The sequence below is a fragment of the Streptomyces sp. GMY02 genome (assembly GCF_019056675.1).
GTDB lineage: Bacteria > Actinomycetota > Actinomycetes > Streptomycetales > Streptomycetaceae > Streptomyces > Streptomyces odonnellii.
This window is the reverse complement of the sequence record NZ_CP077658.1, coordinates 3060861-3080498: the sequence shown is the minus strand read 5'-3', so window position 1 is coordinate 3080498 and position 19638 is coordinate 3060861. Positions and strand designations below refer to the sequence as shown.

At 69.7% G+C, this 19638-nt stretch carries 25 protein-coding genes; 10 read left to right on the top strand and 15 right to left on the bottom strand.

All coding sequences use genetic code 11. The annotated features are described in order from the left end of the window. Window positions 1–95: 95 nt before the first annotated feature. From KQY30_RS12855 to KQY30_RS12840, 4 genes are all read right to left on the bottom strand, one after another. Window positions 96–950 carry a zf-HC2 domain-containing protein gene (locus tag KQY30_RS12855; protein ID WP_217306944.1) on the bottom strand — a complete coding sequence of 285 codons (855 nt, stop codon included), beginning with the start codon at window positions 948–950 and terminating at the stop codon, window positions 96–98. A 13-nt stretch (window positions 951–963) separates the two neighbouring features. Then, window positions 964–1515: an RNA polymerase sigma factor gene (locus KQY30_RS12850; protein WP_254407102.1), complete on the bottom strand. Its 552-nt coding sequence runs from the start codon at window positions 1513–1515 to the stop codon at window positions 964–966. A gap of 77 nt (window positions 1516–1592) precedes the next feature. After that, entirely contained in the window at window positions 1593–2531 is a 939-nt protein-coding gene (locus KQY30_RS12845; protein WP_217306943.1) for a tetratricopeptide repeat protein, read from the bottom strand. Beyond that, window positions 2521–2727 (bottom strand): hypothetical protein, encoded by a 207-nt coding sequence (locus KQY30_RS12840; protein WP_217311537.1) that lies wholly within the window; start codon window positions 2725–2727, stop codon window positions 2521–2523. The genes KQY30_RS12845 and KQY30_RS12840 overlap by 11 nt, the downstream gene beginning before the upstream one ends. Window positions 2728–3252: 525 nt before the next feature. Here KQY30_RS12840 and KQY30_RS12835 point away from each other — a divergent pair. Together KQY30_RS12835 and KQY30_RS12830 are read left to right on the top strand one after the other, a co-directional pair. Next, entirely contained in the window at window positions 3253–3717 is a 465-nt protein-coding gene (locus KQY30_RS12835; protein WP_217306942.1) for a pyridoxamine 5'-phosphate oxidase family protein, read from the top strand. Between the two features lie 155 nt (window positions 3718–3872). Next, a complete protein-coding gene (locus KQY30_RS12830; RefSeq protein WP_217306941.1) occupies window positions 3873–4211 on the top strand; it encodes a YciI family protein in 339 nt (112 codons plus the stop codon). 125 nt (window positions 4212–4336) lie between these two features. Here the strand turns inward: KQY30_RS12830 and KQY30_RS12825 are convergent, their stop codons facing one another. Then, on the bottom strand, window positions 4337–5053 hold the full coding sequence (locus KQY30_RS12825) for an N-acyl homoserine lactonase family protein (RefSeq protein ID WP_217306940.1): 717 nt from the start codon (window positions 5051–5053) through the stop codon (window positions 4337–4339). Between the two features lie 278 nt (window positions 5054–5331). Here KQY30_RS12825 and tgmA point away from each other — a divergent pair, with 278 nt between their 5' ends. From tgmA to KQY30_RS12795, 6 genes are all read left to right on the top strand, one after another. After that, entirely contained in the window at window positions 5332–5643 is a 312-nt protein-coding gene (gene tgmA, locus KQY30_RS12820; RefSeq protein WP_217311015.1) for a putative ATP-grasp-modified RiPP, read from the top strand. After that, entirely contained in the window at window positions 5640–6590 is a 951-nt protein-coding gene (tgmB, locus tag KQY30_RS12815) for an ATP-grasp ribosomal peptide maturase (RefSeq protein WP_217306939.1), read from the top strand. The genes tgmA and tgmB overlap by 4 nt, the downstream gene beginning before the upstream one ends. After that, window positions 6587–7714 carry an ATP-grasp peptide maturase system methyltransferase gene (gene tgmC / locus KQY30_RS12810; RefSeq protein ID WP_217306938.1) on the top strand — a complete coding sequence of 376 codons (1128 nt, stop codon included), beginning with the start codon at window positions 6587–6589 and terminating at the stop codon, window positions 7712–7714. The genes tgmB and tgmC overlap by 4 nt, the downstream gene beginning before the upstream one ends. Window positions 7715–7906: 192 nt before the next feature. Next, entirely contained in the window at window positions 7907–8746 is an 840-nt protein-coding gene (locus KQY30_RS12805; protein WP_217306937.1) for a helix-turn-helix transcriptional regulator, read from the top strand. Then, window positions 8736–9041, top strand: coding sequence for a DUF397 domain-containing protein (locus tag KQY30_RS12800; RefSeq protein WP_217306936.1), 306 nt, complete (start codon window positions 8736–8738; stop codon window positions 9039–9041). The genes KQY30_RS12805 and KQY30_RS12800 overlap by 11 nt, the downstream gene beginning before the upstream one ends. 134 nt (window positions 9042–9175) lie before the next feature. Next, window positions 9176–9907 (top strand): Clp protease N-terminal domain-containing protein, encoded by a 732-nt coding sequence (locus tag KQY30_RS12795; RefSeq protein ID WP_217306935.1) that lies wholly within the window; start codon window positions 9176–9178, stop codon window positions 9905–9907. A 94-nt stretch (window positions 9908–10001) separates the two neighbouring features. Here the strand turns inward: KQY30_RS12795 and KQY30_RS12790 are convergent, their stop codons facing one another. The 6 genes from KQY30_RS12790 to KQY30_RS12765 form a co-directional block, all read right to left on the bottom strand. Continuing rightward, on the bottom strand, window positions 10002–10532 hold the full coding sequence (locus KQY30_RS12790) for a choice-of-anchor K domain-containing protein (protein ID WP_217306934.1): 531 nt from the start codon (window positions 10530–10532) through the stop codon (window positions 10002–10004). 211 nt (window positions 10533–10743) lie between these two features. Beyond that, window positions 10744–11631, bottom strand: coding sequence for an SDR family oxidoreductase (locus KQY30_RS12785; protein ID WP_217306933.1), 888 nt, complete (start codon window positions 11629–11631; stop codon window positions 10744–10746). Beyond that, the gene (locus KQY30_RS12780; RefSeq protein ID WP_217306932.1) at window positions 11628–12449 is read right to left on the bottom strand and encodes an SDR family NAD(P)-dependent oxidoreductase; all 822 of its coding nucleotides are present in this window, start codon (window positions 12447–12449) and stop codon (window positions 11628–11630) included. Before KQY30_RS12780 ends, KQY30_RS12785 begins: the two co-directional genes overlap by 4 nt. Before the next feature lie 324 nt (window positions 12450–12773). Then, window positions 12774–13106, bottom strand: a complete 333-nt coding sequence (locus tag KQY30_RS12775; protein ID WP_217306931.1) for a helix-turn-helix domain-containing protein — start codon at window positions 13104–13106, stop codon at window positions 12774–12776. A 108-nt stretch (window positions 13107–13214) separates the two neighbouring features. Beyond that, the gene (locus tag KQY30_RS12770) at window positions 13215–14693 is read right to left on the bottom strand and encodes a glycerophosphodiester phosphodiesterase family protein (protein WP_217306930.1); all 1479 of its coding nucleotides are present in this window, start codon (window positions 14691–14693) and stop codon (window positions 13215–13217) included. Window positions 14694–15245: 552 nt separating this feature from the next. Beyond that, window positions 15246–16121 (bottom strand): NAD(P)-dependent oxidoreductase, encoded by an 876-nt coding sequence (locus tag KQY30_RS12765; protein WP_217306929.1) that lies wholly within the window; start codon window positions 16119–16121, stop codon window positions 15246–15248. 201 nt (window positions 16122–16322) lie between these two features. On the opposite strand from KQY30_RS12765, the gene KQY30_RS12760 reads away from it, so the two are divergent. Beyond that, entirely contained in the window at window positions 16323–16748 is a 426-nt protein-coding gene (locus tag KQY30_RS12760; RefSeq protein ID WP_254407101.1) for a helix-turn-helix domain-containing protein, read from the top strand. Between the two features lie 6 nt (window positions 16749–16754). Then, a complete protein-coding gene (locus tag KQY30_RS12755; protein ID WP_217306928.1) occupies window positions 16755–17087 on the top strand; it encodes a hypothetical protein in 333 nt (110 codons plus the stop codon). 69 nt (window positions 17088–17156) lie between these two features. On the opposite strand, the gene KQY30_RS12750 is transcribed toward KQY30_RS12755, so the two are convergent. From KQY30_RS12750 to msrA, 4 genes are all read right to left on the bottom strand, one after another. After that, window positions 17157–17897, bottom strand: a complete 741-nt coding sequence (locus KQY30_RS12750; RefSeq protein ID WP_217306927.1) for an SDR family NAD(P)-dependent oxidoreductase — start codon at window positions 17895–17897, stop codon at window positions 17157–17159. A 215-nt stretch (window positions 17898–18112) separates the two neighbouring features. Next, the gene (locus tag KQY30_RS12745) at window positions 18113–18433 is read right to left on the bottom strand and encodes a helix-turn-helix domain-containing protein (protein WP_217306926.1); all 321 of its coding nucleotides are present in this window, start codon (window positions 18431–18433) and stop codon (window positions 18113–18115) included. Next, window positions 18430–18804 carry a type II toxin-antitoxin system RelE/ParE family toxin gene (locus KQY30_RS12740; RefSeq protein ID WP_217306925.1) on the bottom strand — a complete coding sequence of 125 codons (375 nt, stop codon included), beginning with the start codon at window positions 18802–18804 and terminating at the stop codon, window positions 18430–18432. Before KQY30_RS12740 ends, KQY30_RS12745 begins: the two co-directional genes overlap by 4 nt. Window positions 18805–18908: 104 nt before the next feature. Next, on the bottom strand, window positions 18909–19574 hold the full coding sequence (gene msrA / locus KQY30_RS12735) for a peptide-methionine (S)-S-oxide reductase MsrA (RefSeq protein ID WP_217306924.1): 666 nt from the start codon (window positions 19572–19574) through the stop codon (window positions 18909–18911). Window positions 19575–19638 lie beyond the last annotated feature (64 nt).

Below are 19638 nucleotides of genomic sequence, written 5' to 3'. Positions count from 1 at the left end.
TGTGTGCGTACGGTTCGGTTCGGCCCGGTTCACGGGTGTACGGACATGTCAGCCACGGGCGGTGGGGGCGGACACCGCGGTACGGAGTGCGGGCCTCAGCGGCGCGCTCCCACCACCGCGTACGCCCCCCTCCGTGTGAACACCACCACCGCCCCCACCACCAGCACCGCCCCCCACACCGGCAGCGCCTCCGACTGAAGCAGGACCGGCGTACGGCTCACCGCCACCGTCGGCGCCACGATCACCGCCGCCCACACCCCCACCAGCCCGGCCGCCGCCCGGACCACCCCGAACAGCCCGCCGAACGCGAGAGTCCCCGTCGTGAACGCCAGGCAGGGCAGCAGCCATTGGGCGGCCGTCGTACCCGTGATCCACCCCGCCACCGTGAGCAGCGCGATCACCACGACCAGCACGGAGGTCGTGCGCCGGAGCACCAGCGGGAGCCCGGCGCGCGGTGTCGCCATGGTGAGTTCGTACGCCGGGTCGAGGCCCCGCGCCCAGGCACCCGCGACACCCAGCACGGGCAGAACAGGAGCGAGGAGCAGTACGAACGAGATCCGCGACCCGCTCGTCCAGTCCAGGAAAACGGCGAACAGTGTGACGAAGACCGTCATGCACACCCACGGCACCATCACCGGCGACGCCCAGGCCGACAGCGTCAGCGCCCAGCGCCGGCGCGCGGGCATCGACGCCGTCACGGGCAGCAGCGGCGCCAGCTCCGACCAGACGCCGTCGACCAGTGTGGTCACGGCGGGGGCGACGGTCGGCGCGAGGCCGGCGAGCCGGGCACGGCACACCGCGCACGACTCCAGATGGGCTTCGAGGGCCCAGACCTCGTTGCCGGGAATCGCCGAATCGCCGCGCGCGTAGCGGGAGATGAGCCGCTCGGAGGCGTGGTGCGCGGGCGCCGGGCCCGTACCGCTGTGCTCGCGCCCGTAGTCGTCGCTCATGAAAGTGCCTCGCTCATGAAAGTGCCTCCCGCATGGCTTGCCGTGCCCGGCGGGCGCGGGTCTTGACGGTGCCTTCAGGCAGGCCGAGCAGCACAGCGGTCTCCCGTACGGTGAGCCCGTCGAGCACCATCGCCCGCAGTACGTCGCTCAGTTCGGGCGCGAGCTGCCGCAACGCGTCCCCGACCTCGCCGTCCACGCTCGCCGCCAGCACCTCGTCCTCGGCGGCGGGCGTCGTCGTACGTACGCTCCCGCCCGCCACCGCCTCGGGCAGCCGCGCGTGGTGCGCCCGCCGCCGGAACGCGTCGACGAGCCGTCGCGCGGCGATCGTCCACAGCCATCCGACGGCCGTACCGCCCACCGCGGCCCCCGCGAACGCGCTCGCCGCGCGCCACACCGCGAGGTACGTCTCCTGCATGACCTCGGCGACGATCTGCTCGTCCGCGCACCGCCGCCGCAGCCGTACGGCCAGCCAGGGGGCGGTACGCCGGTACAGCTCCTCGAACGCGGCGCGGTCGCCCTTGGCGACGAGCCGGACGAGTGCTTCCTCGTCCAGCCCGTCGAGCACGAGTGTTCTCCTGCGTGATCCCACACCGGCTAGACGCGCGGCCGGCCGGCCAGGTTTTCGTGCGGGTGTGGGCTGCGTCACATGAGCGGCGGCGCGGGGGCCTCGGGGGTCCCGTCCAGCCGGTGCGCGGCCTCGGGCTCCATCCGCACCCGCGCCACCTCCAGGTTGTGCCTCACCCGGTCCTCACCCCGCGAGTCACCCAGCGCACGGAACGCCTCCAGCGCCGCTTCGTAGGCGACGAGGGCCTCCGCGACCCGGCCCGCCTGGGCAAGCGCCCCCGCCAGGTTGTTCAGCGTCCGCGCCGTACCCCCCCGGTCCTCCGCCGCGCGGAACCTGTCGAGCGCCCGCTCGTACGCCCCCACCGCCTCGTGCACCAGCCCCGACGCCATCAGCGCGCTGCCCAGATTGGACAGCGCAGGACCCAGCCGGGGATGGTCGGGCGGGAGATCGGCGGCGGCCTGCCGGCCCAGGTCGATGGCTTCCGTCAGATCGCCGGGGTACCGCGACCGTTCGTACCGGATGCGCAGCGCGCTGCTCAGGCTCGCCAGCGCGGCGGCCCGCTGCGGCAGGCCAGGACGCACCCGTACGACCGCCTCGCGCCCCCACGCGATCGCCTCGTCCAGGTCGTCCCATTCACCGGTGAACTCGGCGCGGGTGTGCAGCGCGCTGATCAGATTGGGGATGGTGGCGCTGAGCGCGGGGTGGCTCCCGTACGGTTCACGGCTCGCCAGGGCCTCGCGCAGACAGGCGATGGCGGAGTCCAGGTCGGCGCGGGCGGCGGTGAGCTGGAAGCGTGCCATCCGGATCAGGCCGAGGTTGGACAGGATGGTGGTACGGAGGGGCCCGTCCGGGGTGGCGGCGAGGACATGCTCCAGCGGAGCGATGGCGCTGTCGGTCTCGTCGACGCTGGAGTAGCCGGCCTGCGGGGACCGGAGGATATCCACAGCCCTCGACGCCGTTTCCGCATCGATGGCACGGTTGGCGTGGACGTCGTGGAAGTCATGCTCATTGTTCATAGCCAAGGCCCATCTGCAAGCGCGCGCTGATCCAGTACATCGCCAGACCCTCGTCGAAGAACTCGATCGTCTCCGTTCCGCTCTGCACCCGGATCACCACACGCGCCTCTCCGGGCTGCGGAGCACTCCGCGGCGGTGGTACGGGCGCGACGGCGGGGCTGGGAGCGGGTGCCGCGGGCGGCGGGTGGACATGCACGTCGCCGTTGATGGCACCGGCCTGAATGCTGGGCCCGCCGATACGGGCATGCCCGTCAATGGCGTTGGAATGCCTGGGAGTCCGGGGCGGGGAGGGGGAGGGGGAGGGGGGAGGGGGAGGGGGAGGGGGAGGGGGAGGGGGAGGGGGAGGGGGAGGGGGAGGGGGAGGGGGAGGGGGAGGGGGCCCCGGGAGGTGCGGGCGCGGCGGCCGACGGCGGAGCCGGGGAGGGCGCCGCCGGCGCCGCCTCGGGCACAGGACGCCCCGCGTCCCGCCCGTTCCCTTCCGCGGCACCGTCCACCTGTCCGCTTCCCCCATGCAGATGCTGTCGGTCGATTACAACCAACAGGCTAGTACCGGCGGGCAATTGATGCGGTCGACGGCACACCGTTGACCGGACACGGCCTGGGCCCTGTCCTACGGGTCGCCCGGAGGCGGGTCAGTCGGAGGCCGAGGGGTTCATCGGTCGCCGGGAGTAGGTCCGTCGCCTCATGTGCGCTGTGAGTCCGCTGGCTATGGTCGGCACTCATGGGACAGACCACGGGGATTGTTCGCCGCCGGGCAGCGGAGCGTAGGCACGACACTCTGGAACGGCTCGTTGCCGAGCGGGACGTATGGGTGTCGACAGCGCATCCTGATCGCGGGCCGCACCAGGTGCCGCTGTGGTTCTTGTGGGACGGGCGGGCGGTGTGGATGTGCACCAGTGCCGCTTCCGCGACCGCCCGCAACGTCCGCGAGGAGCCGCGCGTGCGCCTGGCGCTGCCGGACACCGTCGACGTGGTGCTTCTTGAGGGTGAGGCGGAGTGCTTCCTGGATCAGGATGTGCCCGGAGACGCGGCGGAGGCCTTCACCGCCAAGTTCGGGTGGGACCCGCGTGCGGAGGAGGATTCCTTTCTGTATGTGCGCGTGGTGCCGAAGACTGTGCGCGCTTGGCGCGGCGAGCCGGAACAACGCGGCAGAGTCATCATGCGCGACGGGACGTGGCTGGAATAGCGGCCGTCCCCGGCCGACGCCCCACCCTGGTCGACGCCCCACCCTGGTCGACGTCCGTCCCCGGCCGACGCCCGTCCCCGGCCGGCACCCCTCCCCGGGCGTTCGTCGTAGGGTGAGGGGCGGCCGAAGGCGGCCGACGGCCTAGGGAGCCATGGATGACGCGGTACCTGATCTCGTTCGACGACGGCGCGATGACCTTCCCCGAGGAGGAGTTGCCCGAGGTGGCCGAGGCCTCGCTCAAGGTGGTGGGTGAGGCCCGGGACGCCGGTGTGTGGGTCTTCGGCGGTGGACTGCAAACGCAGCGGGCGAGCATCGTGGCCGTCGACGGAACCGTCGCCGACGGCCCGTACCCGGAGACCAAGGCGGTGCTCGGCGGGTTCGCGGTCCTCGATGTGCCCTCCCGCGACGACGCGCTGGAGTGGGCTGCCAAGCTCGCTGCCGCATGCCGCTGCGCGCAGGAGGTCCGGGAGATCATGGCCGACCCGACCGACTGACCGGAGACGGCCCCGACTGACCGGAGACGCCCCGGACTGACCGGAGACGGACTGACCGACGGCCCCGACTGACCGGAGACGACCCGCTACGGCCGGCCGCTCAGGGCAGGTGCCCGGGAGCCGGGTCAGCGGCCTTCGGCCGTCCCCGGCGGTTCCCACACCGAGCAGTCGTGCGCGAAGAGCACACGTCGCGGGTCGAAGTCGGCGAGCCGGTCCAGCCAGCGCTGATAGGGCGGAAGCGGCTGGTCCGCGCCGTCAAGTGCCGCGTCGCGGGCCAGTTGTTCGGACGCGAAGTGGGAAGCAAAGTCGTGTGCCTGGCCGGCGAGGACCACTGTGCCGTCGCCTTGTCGTACGACCAGAGACTGGTGTCCTTCGGTGTGCCCGGGCGTGGGAACGATCCAGACCCCCGGCCAGACCTCGGTTTCACCGGCGACCTCCTCGTAGGTCGCGCCGGGGAAGTCGATCAGTTCGTCGAAGGTGTAGTCGCCCGCACGGGCCGTGGCCAGCTCGACGTCCTGAACCAGGATGGGCGTGCCGCCCAGAAGAGGGTTCCCGCCGCAGTGGTCGAAGTGCAGATGGCAGTTCACGACCATGGAGATGTCGTCGAGGGCGACTCCGGACGCTGACAGGGCGTCCTGCAACGCTCGCCGTCGGGGCCGGTAATGCGCTTCGGTTTCGGGGTCCGCGCTGCCGATGCCGGTATCGAAGAGGATCAGCCCCTTGCCGTGTCGCACCAGATAGGCAAGGACGGGCTCGACCCGCGGCTGCGAGCCGCCCGTCTCCGACGCGGGCCGGACGAAGTACCCCAGGTCGAGCCGCCGCACCGCCATGTTCTTCTCCATGCGCCCATGTTGGCAGGCAGGAGAACGTGCCGCGGACGCATCGGACGAGGCTGACGTCTCTTGTGTCATGTCGCTTTCTGTGATGGGTGGATTATGGAAGGAAGCATGCGTGCATAAGGTTCATCAGTAGGTATGGCCTGACAAAGCGCCTGACAGGAAAGAGCGTTGGGGTGCGTGCCGCAGAAGGAGGGCACGCTCAGTCCCGCGGTTCGCTCAGAAGTTCCATGTCGGCGCGGGCGGGTCTGCTCAAGCACGTCGAACCCCCCACGGAGGACAAGATGTTCAACCACTCGGATCGACTTCCGGCCGGTTCCCCACTGCCCCAGGGGTACGCGACGCCTGTGCCATGGGGACTCCAGAGGATGGCTCCGTACCCAGCCGTGGCGCCCGGCTACGCGCGCGCCGAGATCGACCCGACGTCACAGACCGCGCGCTACTTCACCGATGGCGGCCGGGCCATGGAGATGCCCGCCCACGGCACCAGCACCGGTACCAACCCGTCCACCAACACTGGCAATCCGTCGGACGGTGCCGGGCCCGGCGGTTCCGGTGGCGGTGACCAGGACACCGGGAACGACAGCGACCAGTGAGCAACGACGGCCCGGTGATGGTCGTCACCATGGTGGACGACCCCACGGCCGACCTGGTGATCAACGAGCTGCACGACCGGTGCGTCCCGGTCGTGCGGCTCGACTCCGGGGACTTCCCCGCCACCCTCTCGGTCGCGGCCACGATCACCGAAGCGGGCATCGGCGGAACCCTGGCCACGCCCACCCGGACCGCGGACCTCTCGCGAGTCCGCTCTCTTTACTACCGTCGCCCTTCCGGATTCGCCTTCCCGCACCTCAGCGAACAGGACGCGCGGTTCGCGGTGACACAAGCCCGTTACGGGCTCGGTGGAGTCCTCGCGTCTCTGCCCGGCTGCCTGTACGTCAACCACCCCCACCGCATCGGGGACGCCGAGTTCAAACCCTCCGGGCTCGCCGCCGCGGTGCGGTGCGGTTTCAAGGTCCCCGACACGATGGTCACCTCCGACCCCACGGCGGCGAGAAAGTTCGTCAAGGATCACGGCCCCGCGATCTACAAGCCCCTCTCCACCCCGCTGTACCGAGTGGACGGGGTGTCCTGCACCGTGGAGGTTGGCGAGGTCACCGCAGACCAGCTCGATGAGCGAGTGGCCGGTACTGCTCATCTCTTCCAGCGACTCGTTGACAAGGCCGCCGACGCGCGAGTCACCGTCATCGGGGACCGGGTCTTCCCCGTCCGTATCGATTCCGGTCTTCTGGACTGGCGGACCGACTACGCGAAACTCTCCTACGGCGTCGTCAGGCCGCCGGACGGGATCCAGGCCGCGCTGAAGCGCTATCTCGCGCACTTCGGCCTGGTCTTCGGCGCATTCGACTTCGCCATTGACCGCGACGGTGCATGGTGGTTTCTCGAATGCAATCCTTCCGGCCAGTGGGCCTGGCTGGAGCCGCCCACCGGGCTGCCCATGGTGGCGGCCATGGCCGATCTACTGGAGCGTCGTCCGCAATGACCACCGACAAGGGCCTCCGCGAAGCGCTCGCCGACCGGATCACGGCCGGCGGCGACCTGCGCTCCCCGGTGTGGCGTCAAGCGGTCCTCGACATTCCCCGCCATGAGTTCCTGCGTGACGGATTCTTCCGGCGGACGGACGAGGGCGGGCGTACGGGCTGGGAACCGGTACGGCCGGAGGATCCGGCATGGCTGCAAGCCTGCTATTCCGACGAGTCGTTGGTGACCCAGATCGCCGGGACCGTGATGCCGGCCGACATGGACGGCCGGATCTACCGGCAGCCGACCAGTTCGAGCACTCTGCCCGGCCTCGTCGTCCGGATGCTGGAGGAGCTGAACATCAGCGACAGCATGAAGGTGCTGGAGATCGGCACAGGTACGGGCTACTCGACCGCATTGCTCTGCCACCGCCTCGGCGACCGACTGGTGACCTCCGTCGAGGTGGACCCGGCTGTGTCCGGCCGTGCCCGGGTGTCCCTGGGGCGTGTGGGCCGTCTCCCCGATCTCGTTGTGGGCGACGGGCTGAAGGGTCACCCCGAGAACGCTCCCTACGACCGGCTCATCGCCACCTGCGGAGTGCTGCACATCCCCGGTGAGTGGATCGAGCAGGTCAAGCCGGGCGGACAGATCCTCGCCACAGTGGGCGGCTGGCTCTACGCCTCGGAGCTGGCGCGTCTCACCGTACGGGAGGACGGTACGGCGGCAGGGCGACTCCTCGGGGGCGCCATCTCCTTCATGCTCGCTCGTCCGCAGTCCCCGCCCCCGCTCGGAATCCTGCCCGACATGACCGAGGGCGAGGAGCGGGAAGCCGTCGTGGCGGGTGATGCGCTGGAGGACTGGACGGCGCGGTTCGTCGCACAACTCGCCGCCCCCGGCGCTCAGCGCTTCGGGCTGACGGACGAAGAGGGGCCGGTAGATGTGCTGTTGGATGTGGAGCGCCAGTCCTGGGCGGCCCTGCGCAACGGCGGCGGACGACGGTGGCTCGTGCGGCAAGGCGGTCCCGACCGGCTGTGGGACCGGATCGAGGAGCATCTGACCCGGTGGCGCGAGGACGGGGCGCCTGGCCTGGACCGGTTCCTGATCACCGCGCGTCCCGGCGGTCAGACGATCACCTGGGCCGCCTGAGCATCGCGGTGAGCGGTGAGCGGTGGTGGTACGGGCGGTCCCGTGCGCACCGTATGGCGTCCCGGGACGGGGCTGACGCTTCTTGTGTCATGTCGCTTTCTGTGATGGATGAGTTACGGAGTGAAGGGTGCGCGCGTACGCTCCAGTTGGGGGCATGGACCGACAAGTCGCCTGTCAAGAAGGAGCGTTGAAATGCCGCACGAGGACAAGCAGCAGAGCCGTGAGTACCTGCCCCCGCGTAAGCACTTCGGTCAGGAGTTGCGCATCGCCCGCGAAGCCGCCGGACTGACGCAGGTCCAGCTCGGTGAGGGTGTGGTGTGCCACGACACACTGATCGCCCACTTCGAGGCGGGCAGGCGTATGCCGCGCCCGGACGACGCGCGGCGTATCGACAAGGTGCTGGGTACGGGGGGCCGGTTCTACCGGATGCTCAACATCCTCGAAGAGGCCAAGTATGCCGAGTACTTCAGGGAAGCGGCGGAGGCGGAGCGACTGGCGACCGCGATCTGTGAGTACGCGGTCTCGCTGGTCCCGGGGATCCTTCAGACGGCGGACTACGCGCGAGCGGTGTACCGGTCACGAGAGCCCAACCCGAATCCGAAGAGGGTGGACGAGTTGGTCGTTGGCCGAACCTTGCGCCGAGGGTTGCTGGACAACCCCGAGACTCCCGTGGTGTGGGTGGTCGTCAGTGAGGCGGTCCTGCGGACTGTGGTCGGCGGTCCGGCCGTCATGGCCGGGCAGCTCCGAGATCTCGCAAGGCGGATGCGAGAAGACCGGATCTTCTTGCAGGTCGTCCCGTTCTCGTCGGGAGCCCACGCGACCATGAGCAGCATGGCCACCTTGATGAGCTTTGACGATGCCCCCGACATGGCGTACTTCGAGGGCGTTGTCACCGGAGTGCTCGTTGACGATCCACACCTCGTGCAACAGGTCCGACAGGCATACGATTTGACGAGGGCCGCCGCGTTGCCGCCAGCGGCATCCCTGGCCCTCATCGAATCGGTGGCTGAGGATTACGAAGATGACTGTTAGCTCAATTCCCAAGGCGTCTGCCCTCACCGACTGGCGCAAGTCCAGCTACAGCGGTCCGGACAACGGCAGTTGCGTTGAGGTGGCAGACACCATTCCGGCATCCGCCCTCGCCGGCTGGCGCAAGTCCAGTTACAGCAATCCGGATGGCGGCAGTTGCGTCGAGGTCGCGGACGGCGTCCCCGGTCTCGTTCCCGTACGGGACAGCAAGAACCCCGACGGCCCCGCCATCACCATCCCCGCGCCCGCCTGGACGTCCTTCATCAGCGCCCTCACCGGGGACGACCTCAACGCCTGACCCGTACCACCAACCGCACTCCCCGCCGAGCCCCGCCGTCGTACCGGACGGCGGGGCTCAGTGCGTGGCCCGAACACCTGAAGGGTGTCAACCACGGGTTGACGCTGGAGGGGGTGTCAACCTAGGGTTGCCTCATGGTGGAACCGACTCAGATGACCAATCCCGTCCGTCTCGACGACCTCATCGAGGCGATCAAGAAGGTGCACGGCGACGCTCTCGACCAGCTCCAGAGCGCAGTCGTCGCCGCCGACCATCTCGGCGAAGTGGCCGACCACCTCATCGGTCACTTCGTCGACCAGGCCCGCCGTTCCGGCGCGTCATGGACCGAGATCGGCAAGTCCATGGGCGTGACGCGGCAGGCCGCCCAGAAGCGGTTCGTGACGAAGGACGAGCCGGCGCCCGACATGAACCAGGACTTCAGCAGGTTCACGCCGCGGGCCAGGAGCGTTGTTGTCGCGTCCCAGAACAAGGCCCGCGAAGGCGGCCATACGCAGATCGGCACAGGGCATCTCGTACTCGGGCTGCTCGACGACCCGGAAGGGCTGGCCGCACGGGTGATCGTCGCCCAGGGCGTACGGCTGGAGGCCATCGCGGAGGCCGTGGCCGAGGCGTTGCCGGAGCCGTCCGGTGAGCCCGTGCCCGACCTCGTACCGTTCGACGCCAGGGCGAAGAAGGCCCTTGAACTGACCTTCCGCGAGGCGCTGCGGCTGGGTCACAACTACGTCGGCACGGAGCATGTGCTGCTGGCGCTGCTGGAGCAGGAGGACGGTACGGGCGTGCTCAGCGGGCTCGGCCTCGACAAGGCGGGTACCGAGGAGCATGTGTCGACCGTCCTGAGCGTGCTTCAGGAGCAGCTCAAGAAATAGCGGTGCCCGCGACTGCCGCAATTGCCGCGACTGCCGCAACGGCCCGCCCGCGCCCGTCGGGTGGGCCGTTGCGCAGGCGGTGATGCCGTCGTGGCTACGCCGGACCCTGGTAGGGGATGAAACAGGCCCTGAGTTCCGCGACGTTGGGCTCCGCGGAGTCCTCGACGCTGACGAAGTGCCTGGAGATCTCGCCGAACTGGAGGAAACCCTGGACGTGCATGTCGTACCAGCGGTTTTCGACTTGTACGACCTGCTTGAACTTGACCTCTTCCAGTTCGACCGTGTCCTCCTGCGCCACGCCCACGTTCGGTGTCTCGTAGTGCTGGAACTTCACCGGGCCGACCGTGCGCCTGTCCTTGTTCCCGAAGGCCACGGTGATGGTGAGCTGCGCGGTGAACATCGGGTTCGGCGGCATGGGGATCACGTGGTTGTAATGCTTGAAGTAGCCGATCACGCTCGGAGTGCCGTCGAGTGCGACCTGCGTGGAGGCCCCCTCGAAGACGTAGGCGCTCTTCACGTCGTCCGCGACTTCGCCCCAGGCGAGGCGCTTGGTTTGCAGTCCGCTGAACTGCGACGCGTCCACGTCGACACCCGTCCAGACACCGCTGCTGAGGACGTTGACCATGCCAGGAGTGCTCCTTCCCCGGGTCTGCCCCGGTGCACTTTCCACTGAACCGGGGCAGTCCGTGATGCTGCCCTGACGCACCGTAAGCAGAGAGGGCCGGGGACCTGAATGTGAATTTGAGACAGATCGGGGCATGGCGTGATCGCGGGGCTGAGCCGGGCCGAGCCGAGCCGGGCCGGGGCAGGCCGGGCCGGGGCGGAACCAGGCGATGTCACACAGCGCGCGGCAGGTGATCCGCGGCGGTGTCTGTGAGGAACGCTCGGAGTGACGTGGTGGGGCGGCCGATCAGGCGCTCGATGTCGTCGGTGGGGGTGAACTCGCCTGCGGCGATGGCCTGGAACCATGCGCCGGTGAAGCGCGCCCACGGCTCCGGCATCCCGGCTCGCGTGCGCGCGGCGACGTAGTCCTCGATCGGGGTGTCCTGGTAGGTCACGGGCGTGCCGGTGATCTCGCCGAGGACGGTGGCGACGTCATCGAGCGTGAAAGCGCGGGAACCGGCGAGCGTATAGCTGTGTCCCGCGTGGCCGTCGGTGGCGAGGACGGCGGCGGTCGCTTCGGCCATGTCGCCGCAGCCGGCCAGGGCGGTCGGGGTGTGGCCGGCGGGCACCCGGATGGAGTGGTCCGGAGGAAGCTCGCCGATCAGCTTGCCGAGCGACTCCAGGTACTGCGAGTTGCGCAGTACGGTGACGTCGAGCCCGGAAGCCGCCAGTTCCTTCTCGGTGTACTCGTCCCACTCCGTGGCCTGGGGGATCACAAAAGCCGACCCGGCACGGCGCTGGACGGCCGTGTAGTGGATGTGGCGCACCCCGGCCCCTTTGGCGGCGCGGATCACGTTCCGGTGTGCCGTCTTGGCGTCGGTGAACGACCTCGCCGAGATCAGAAGGAGCTTCGCCACGCCGTCAAAGGCCGCTGCGAGGCCGGCCGGGTCCTCGTAGTCGCCGCGCCGTACGGTGACCCCGCGTTCGACGAGACCGGCGAGCGCCTCCGGCCGGCGGGCCAGAGCCGCGACCCGGTCGGCGGGAACCCGCTCCAACAGGAACTCGACGACCTGGTTTCCGAGCGCGCCGGTGGCGCCGGTGACCATGATGAGCCCGCTCATGCCTCTGCCCCTGCTGCCGCTGCCGGCCGCCCGGGTGCGAGGGGAGTGGTGGCCGGCCCGCCCGGTACGAAGGGAAGGGTGTCGGGTGCCTCACGGCGCGCCGCGAGAATCGCGCGGGCGGCATCGCCGACGGGGATGCGCAGCGGGAGCCGCGGTGACTCGGCGGCATCCGCGACCTCGGCGGCGGCCTGCTCCGGCGTGATCATCCCCGCCCTGGCGCCGCCGTCGGTGTCCGGCGCGGCGATCACGCGGTACGGGTCGTCCGGAAGCGCATAGCTGGTCACATGGTCCAGTGCTCCCGAGCTGACCATGCCCGGCTCCAGCAGGGCGGCTTCGAGTCCGAACGGGGCGACCTCGATGGCGAGGGCCTCGACCAGCGCTTCGAGCGCCCACTTGGTCGTCTGATAGGCGGCACCCGGGGGCGAGACGATGCGCCCGACGACGCTGGACATGAACAGCAGACGGCCACTCCCGCGCGCCCGCATGCCGGGAAGGACGGCCTGGGCCACCCGAAGCGAGCCCACCGTGTTCAGGTCGAACAGCTCCGCCAGTTTCTCCGGGGGCGTGGCTTCCACCGCGGCGTAGAAGATCACTCCCGCGTTCGAGATGAGGATGTCGACGTCGCCGGCGTTCCGGACCGCCGCGGCAATGCTCTCGGCGTCGGTGACGTCGAGCGGCAGCCGCTGATCGACATCGAGGTCGGCCAGCGACCGGGGATCACGTGCGGTGGCTACGACTCGGTGCCCCCGGCGCGCGAATTCGGCGGCGGTCGCACGGCCGATGCCCTTTGACGCCCCGGTGATCAGTACTGATGCCATGACTTCTCCTGTGCAGGTTTGACTTTCGAACTCGCTGTCCATGGATACCGTAGCACCAAGTTCGAAAGTCAGACTCAGTATCGCGCGGCAGACCCGGCAGCCCGGCTGACCTGCTACTGAGGTCGCCCGGCCGACCTGCTGTCGCGGACTCGCCGCACAAGGCACGGCCTCGGGCGCGGCATCACATGCGGCCTCGGGTGCGACTTCGCGCACAGCCTCAGGCGCGGCCCGAGGCTCGGCCCGAGGCTCGGCCCGAGGCTCGGCTTGAGGCGCGGTTTGAGGCGCGGTTTGAGGCGCGGCCCGAGGCGCGGCCCGAGGCGTGGCCTAAAGGGCGTAATTCTCGCCCCAGACCTCCAGCTCGCGGAGCACCGGCGCGATGGCCTTCCCGGCGTCGGTGAGGACGTACTCGTCGCGCGGCGGGTGCTCGCAGTAACGGCGGCGGGCGATCACCCCGGCCTCCTCCAGCTCGCGCAGCCGGCTCGTGAGCCTGTCCCGGGGCGCGCCGGTCTTGGCCTGGATGTCGTTGAAGCGATGGACGCCGCGGGACAGATCGCGGAGCACGAGCAGGGACCACCGGTCGCCGACGATGTCCAGCGCGGCGGCTATCGGGCAGCCGCGACCGCCGCCGGCCTCGATGGATTTGCTTTTCAGACTCACGTCCTCCAGCGTAACCGACCGCCTGAGTCCGACTCTCGTTCGTGCTCAGTGCGTGACGGGAGGACCGGCTGTGCCCGGCGGACCAGGGCGGTCCGCCGGGCAGGCGGCTCAGCGGAGCCGGTCGAGCTGGAAGTAGTCGATGTTGAAGTTCTGGTAGGCGGCCGGGTCCATCCGCACCGTGAACTCATGCGTGCCCTTCGACAGACGCTGCGTCCCGGGGACCGGCTGCGTCTCGAAGGCGTCGTGGGAGGTGGTGCTCATGACGTCCACCGCTTCGCCGGGCGCCGCGTCGTCGAAGGCCAGGGTGAACTTCCCGGCCGGACGGTACGGGGACGAGACCCGCGCCGACACCGCGTAGGTGCCCGACTTGGGCACGTACACCGAGTACTTGACCCACTCCCCGCCACGGATCCAGCACATCACCAGGGCTCCGGCCTGGTCGCAGAGGTCGACGCCCTCGTACTTCCGTGCGGCTCCGCCTCGGTTGTCGTCCTCCAGGTCGTGGTAGCCCGCGTCCTTCCCCTCGGTGGAGTAGTCCTCGGCCTGGACCCGGACCGTTCCCGCGGGAAGGGCGGGCCACTCCGCGTCCTTGCCGTGCGGGTGCCGTGACGACAGCCAGCTACGGAGCTGCTCCTGGTTGTCCGTCTGGATCATGGACGCGCCGTGCCGGTCGACCACCGTCTTCCAGCCCCGGGCGGGGTCGATCAGGGACGCCTCATCGGTGTAGCCGGCGGCCAGCCCGTACCACATGGTGTTGACCCAGACACGGCCCTCCGCCTGCGCCCGGCGTACCGCGGCGGGCTGGATCTGCGGGTCGGTGAGCCGGTCGAAGATCAGCTCGTACGACTGCGGGCGGCGGCCGGTGAACGCGCCGATGCTGGCGGCGTTCGCATCGTCGACCACGTGGCTGTAGAGGATGCCGGGGTCCTTGCTCAGGAACGCCTCCACCTCCGCGACCGGAGCGGAACTCTTGAAGATGGCGTGGTCCAGGGTGCCGGTGGCGACCAGCAGGTCGTACTCCTGGTCACGGAAGGCCCAGCCCTTGTCGAGATTGACCATCGCCCGGTTCTTCACGGTCGCCAGCGCCTCGGCGAGCGTGGGCACCCGGTCGTCGGTCAGCGCCGCCTGGCCCCCGCCGAGGCCGGCCCGCAGGCGCAGGTCCTTGATCTGGGCGAGTGTCAGGTCCGAGACGTTTCCTGTGCCGTTGGTGGTGCGGTCGACCGATGTGTCGTGCATGAGGACCAACTGCCCGTCCTTGGTGCGCTGCACATCGATCTCCACGACCTCGGCGCCCTTGTTCACGGCGAGGTCGATGGCCCGGAGCGAGTTCTCCGGCGCGCCGCGCCAGTAGCCGCGGTGTGCTACGACCATGACGTCGGCGTCCGGTGTGTGATCGAGGTACTCGTCATGTATCCGGTCGATGGCCGGCCGCGGTTTCGCGGGGGCGGCCGGTGCCGCGGGGGTGGCCGGGGCCGCCGGAGAGGCGTCGGCCGCGGCCTCGACGAGACGAGGGGCGCCCCAGACTGCGGTGACGGTCAGTACGGCGGCGGCTGCCGCGCTGGTCAGGGACTTCCATCCGGTGCGCATGGTGCGGACAACTCCTGAAGTCGTGAGATCAGTTGCGATCATTCGAGGTCAGTACCGAGCAAGGATGTCCACGTTGTGCGGGAGACCGGTGAATATGCCAACTACCGCATGAGGCAATCATTAACGTTCAAGGAATCCTGCGACCGGGGGCGGCGCCTGTCGTAGGGGCGCCGCCGGGGTGATGCCGGACCGGGGGCGGCGCCTGCCGGAGGGGCGCTGCCGGGGCGACACCGGGCCAGGGGGCGGTGCCTGTTGGCGCGGTGCCGCCGGGGGCGATACCTGCCGGGGGCGATACCTGCCGGGGGCGGCGCCTGCCGGGGACGGCGTCTGTCGGAGCGTGTCCGTCGGCGCGGTATCCGCCGGAGCGGTGCTCGTCGGAGCGGTGCTCGTCGGCGCGGTGCCTGACTCGGGCACGCACGCACGCCCGCCTGCCGTAGCGCCTGCATCGGGGCGCGCCCGCCTGCCGCCAGTGCCCGCATCGGAGCGCCCGCCCGCGCCGCAGCCGCCGCCCAACGGCGGCCCCCTTCAGCCCAGTTGCCTCGACCGGTCGCCTCAGCCCAGTTGCCTGATGCTCTCGAAGATCCGGGCGAAGCCCTCCTCTCCGTGGCCCGCGTCGATCTGGCGCTGGATCAGCCGCTGCACCACGGCGACCACCTCGGTGCTGATGCCCTGGTCGGAACTGGCGGCCAGGAGATCACCGAGGTCGGAGAAGACCAGACTCTGCTGTCCCTCGACCGTGTAGTCCCCGCCGTCGATGACCTCCGCGAACCCCTGGAACGCGCCGGTCATCGCCGTCAGCCACGGCGCGGCCATGCCGGCGAACTCGCCCGCCGTCATACCGGCCGGCGCGACCATCGCGGCGCCGTGCATGAATCCGGCGAACATGACGTACATGCTCGCGAGCAGAGCGAGGTCGTACAGCGACGCCAGCCCGGCATCCTTGCCGAAGTAGGTGCTGGTGCCCCACAGATCGAGCAGTGGCTTGTACTGCTGGAAGACATCGATCGACCCGCTGTACAGGATCGACGACCCGGGCCGGCCGATCATGGGCGGTACGGCCATGATGCCGCCGTCCAGATACGCGGCCCCGATACCCGCGGCCCAGTCGGCCAACTCCCGTGCCTGGGCCGGTGTTGTCGTGGTCAGGTTGATCAGGGTCCGTCCGGCCAGCTCCTCGGCGAGCGGGTCGAGCACCTCATGGACCGACGCGTGGTCCAGCAGGCATACGATCACCAACCGGTCGGCCCGGACCGCGTCACCGGCCGTCGCGGCGGCCTCCGCCCCCTGTTCGACAAGGCCGTCCGCCTTCCCCGGCGTGCGGTTCCAGACCGTTGTCGCGCATCCGGCCTTCAGCAGGGCGGCTGCGAGAGCGCTGCCCATCGCGCCCAGCCCGAGAACGCTCACGTGGACACTGTCGTTGGCTGTCATTTTTGTGGCTCCCCCCTTGTGTTCGTCGCTCGATTGGATCCTCTCGGCTGCCGGTGGCGTTGACCAGTACGGACTAATTAGTCAGGTACTCACTCATTGGTAAGTACCGCGGGTACTAGGTAAGTACGGCAGTTACTCGGTCAGTACGGCAGGTGTTCGGTCAGTACGGTTGGTACTCGGCAAGCACGGTTGGAGGGGCGGATGGCGACATCAGCACGACGTGGTCCTTACTTCTGCGGCATCGACGCGGCGATGGACGTGGTGGCCGGCAAGTGGAAGTCGTTGATCCTCTGGGAGCTGCAACACCACGGGACGCGCCGCTTCGCCGAGCTTCGACGCGGTCTGCCGGGGGTCAGCGAGAAGATGCTGATCCAGCATCTGCGGGAGATGGAAGAAGACGGGCTCGTGCATCGCGAGGTGTACCGCCAGGTGCCGCCGAAGGTCGAGTACTCCCTGACGGAGCACGGCATCTCGCTCAACGCCGCCCTGGCTCTCCTGGGAGAATGGGGCACCGAACGCATGCGGCGGATCGGGGCCGAAAAGGTCTCCGTCTCCATGTCGGCGGAGGTCGCCACCGACGTTGCCGCCGATGTCCCCACCGATGTCCCCACGACAGTTGGGCGGTAGAAGCGAATGATCCGGGATCTCTACAACGTACGCGAGGTGCCCCGGCCGGGCGATCCCGCGGGCGGCTCCGAGGGCGGCATCACACCGCTGACGCCGGAGGAGGAACAGCGCGCCCACATCGCCCTGTTCAACGAGATCGGCCACCGTGTCTCCGACAACGGCTGGGCCCGGTTCCCGGCGCACAGCCCGGCGGAACGTATCCGGCTGTACAAGGTCGGCCGCGCCCTCAGCGAGTGGTGGGGGCTGCCCGTGAGGGTCGAGCCGGAGGACGAGTGCTCCGTACGCTTCTGGCTGGAACCCGGTGAACCGTCGGGCCAACTCCCGCAGGGCCAGGCCTGATTGAACGCGTGCTCGCGTGCCTGCCTGTCCGCTCGTCTGCCCGCGTGCCCGTCTGCTCGCCTGGTCGACTCAACGCCCGCCGGCGACCCGTAGCACCGCACCGGTGGTGTACGAGGCGTCCGACGACAGCAGCCAGGCGACCGCCGCGGCGATCTCGGCCGGTTGGCCGGGGCGGCGGAGGGGGATTCCGGGGGCCACCCGGGCCGGGCGGCCGGGGTCGCCCATCGTCGCGTGCATGTCGGTGTCGATGATGCCGGGGGCGACCGCGTTGACACGGATGCCGTCCGGGCCGAGTTCCTTGGCGAGGCCGATGGTGAGCGCGTCGGTGGCGGCCTTGGTGGCGGCGTAGTGGACGTACTCGCCGGGGCTGCCGAGCGTGGCCGCCGCGGAGGAGACGTTGACGATGGCGCCGGTTCCGCGCGGCGCCATGTCACGGGCGGCGCGGCGGCAGCAGAGCAGATAGCCGAGGAGGTTGACGTCGAGAACGCGGCGCAGGTCCTCGGTCCGGGCGTCGGCGAGCCGGGTGAGGGGGCCGGTCACCCCGGCGTTGTTGACCAGGCCCGTCACCGGCCCGAGCTGGTCCGCGGCGATGTCGAACAGCCGCTCCACGTCGGCCTCGTCGGCCGTGTCCGCCTGTACGGTCACACACCGCCCCCCGGCCGCCCGCACCGCCTCCGCGACCTGCTCGGCGGCCGCGCTGTCCCGTACGTACCCCAGCGCCAGGTCATGCCCCTCGCCGGCCAGCCGGACGCAGGTCGCGGCGCCGATACCACGGCTGCCGCCGGTAACGACGGTGACGAGACGTGACACGAACTACCTCCTGAGACCGCTGACGCACACACGTCGTACCCGCGGTCCCACGCGACCCGCTCAACCCGCCTAGTACGCGCACCCCGCCACGCGCCCAGATTATCCGCCCGTGCAGGTCACGCCGGGCCGGGGCGGTGCGGGCCGAGCACCGCGCGGTCGGTCATGGGCAGCCGCAGTCGCACGCGAGAGGTACCAACCCCGGCCTGCTGATCGGGTCAGGCGGCGTGTGGGGTGTGGGGGACGAAGGAGAGCTGGGTCTCTTCGGCGTCGATCGAGGCGTCCAACTGCGAGTCGAGGGCCCTGGCCAGCGCGCGCAGCAGCGGGAGTGTGGGGGTGGTTCCGCCGCCTTCGATGCGCTCGATGTCTTCGACCGCAAGCCCCGCCCGCTCGGCGACCGTCGCCAGTCCGAGGCCCAGGGCCGTACGACGGTCGTACACGGCCTGTCCCAAAGCGATGGCGGCCCCGGCCTCGACATACGCCGGGTCAGTCCGGTTCTCCTCGGGAATCGTCCACGAGGTGTGGTATCCCGTACTCACGCTTGCTCCTCGAACGTCCGGTGGTAGGCCGTCGCCGCGGTGGGATGCGACGCTTCACATTCCTTCTGTGCCCACAGGGACCGCTGGACCTGCCGGTCTTCGCGCATCCGGGATTTTCGGAAGACGGTCAGAAACACGATACGGCGTTCCGGCGCCAGCCAGTAGGTGAGGCGGATGGGTGCCGAGCCGAGATGGAAGCGCAGCTCTCGGACGGGTCCGCTCAGATGGCGGGAGTACGGCTCGCCGAGCGTTGTGGGTGCCTCGGCCAAACGGTCAGCGTGCCGCTCCACCGCGCGATAGTGCTCGCGCGGCAGACCGTCCAGCCAGACCCTCACCTCAGGTTCGATCTCGATGTCGTAGCGATGCTTCACCGTTGGAAGCCTAGAAAGTGGTCGAGACCGGCCCGTCGATTCGGTTGCTGATCACCCGATCGTGTAGCCAGGCCCCTCCGAGCGGGCCGGGATCCGTCCGCCCCTCAGCTCTCCGCCTTGGCCACGCCTATGGGGCAGCTCACGCCCGTGCCGCCCAGGCCGCAGTAGCCGTTGGGGTTCTTGTCCAGGTACTGCTGGTGGTAGGCCTCGGCCGGGTAGAAGGGGCGGGGGGTGGCGGGGAGGATTTCTGTGGTGATTTCGCCGTAGCCCGAGGCGGTGAGGACCTTCTGGTAGGCCTCGCGGGAGGCGGTGGCGGTTTCGGACTGGGCGGGGGAGTGGGTGTAGATGGCGGAGCGGTACTGGGTGCCCACGTCATTGCCCTGGCGGAAGCCCTGGGTGGGGTTGTGCGACTCCCAGAAGAGCTTGACCAGCTCGGCGTACGAGATGACCTTGGGGTCGTAGACGACGCGGACCGCTTCGGTGTGGCCCGTGAGGCCGGAGCAGACCTCTTCGTAGGTTGGGTTCGGGGTGGTGCCGCCCTGGTAGCCGACCAGCGTGGTCCAGACGCCGTCCTGCTGCCAGAAGGTGCGCTCGGCGCCCCAGAAACAGCCCAGGCCGAAGTCCGCGATCTCCAGGCCCTCCGGGTACGGGCCGAGCAGGGGGTTGCCGAGGACGGTGTGGCGGGAGGGCACGGCGAAATCGCGCTCGGGGCGGCCGGGCAGGCTCTGCTCCGGGGTGGGAAGCTCGGGGGTGCGGCGGGTGATGAACATTTCAGGTCTCCTCGGCTGTGGGGTCCTGCTGAATCAACGTACCGGGGGCCCTGGACATTCCGTG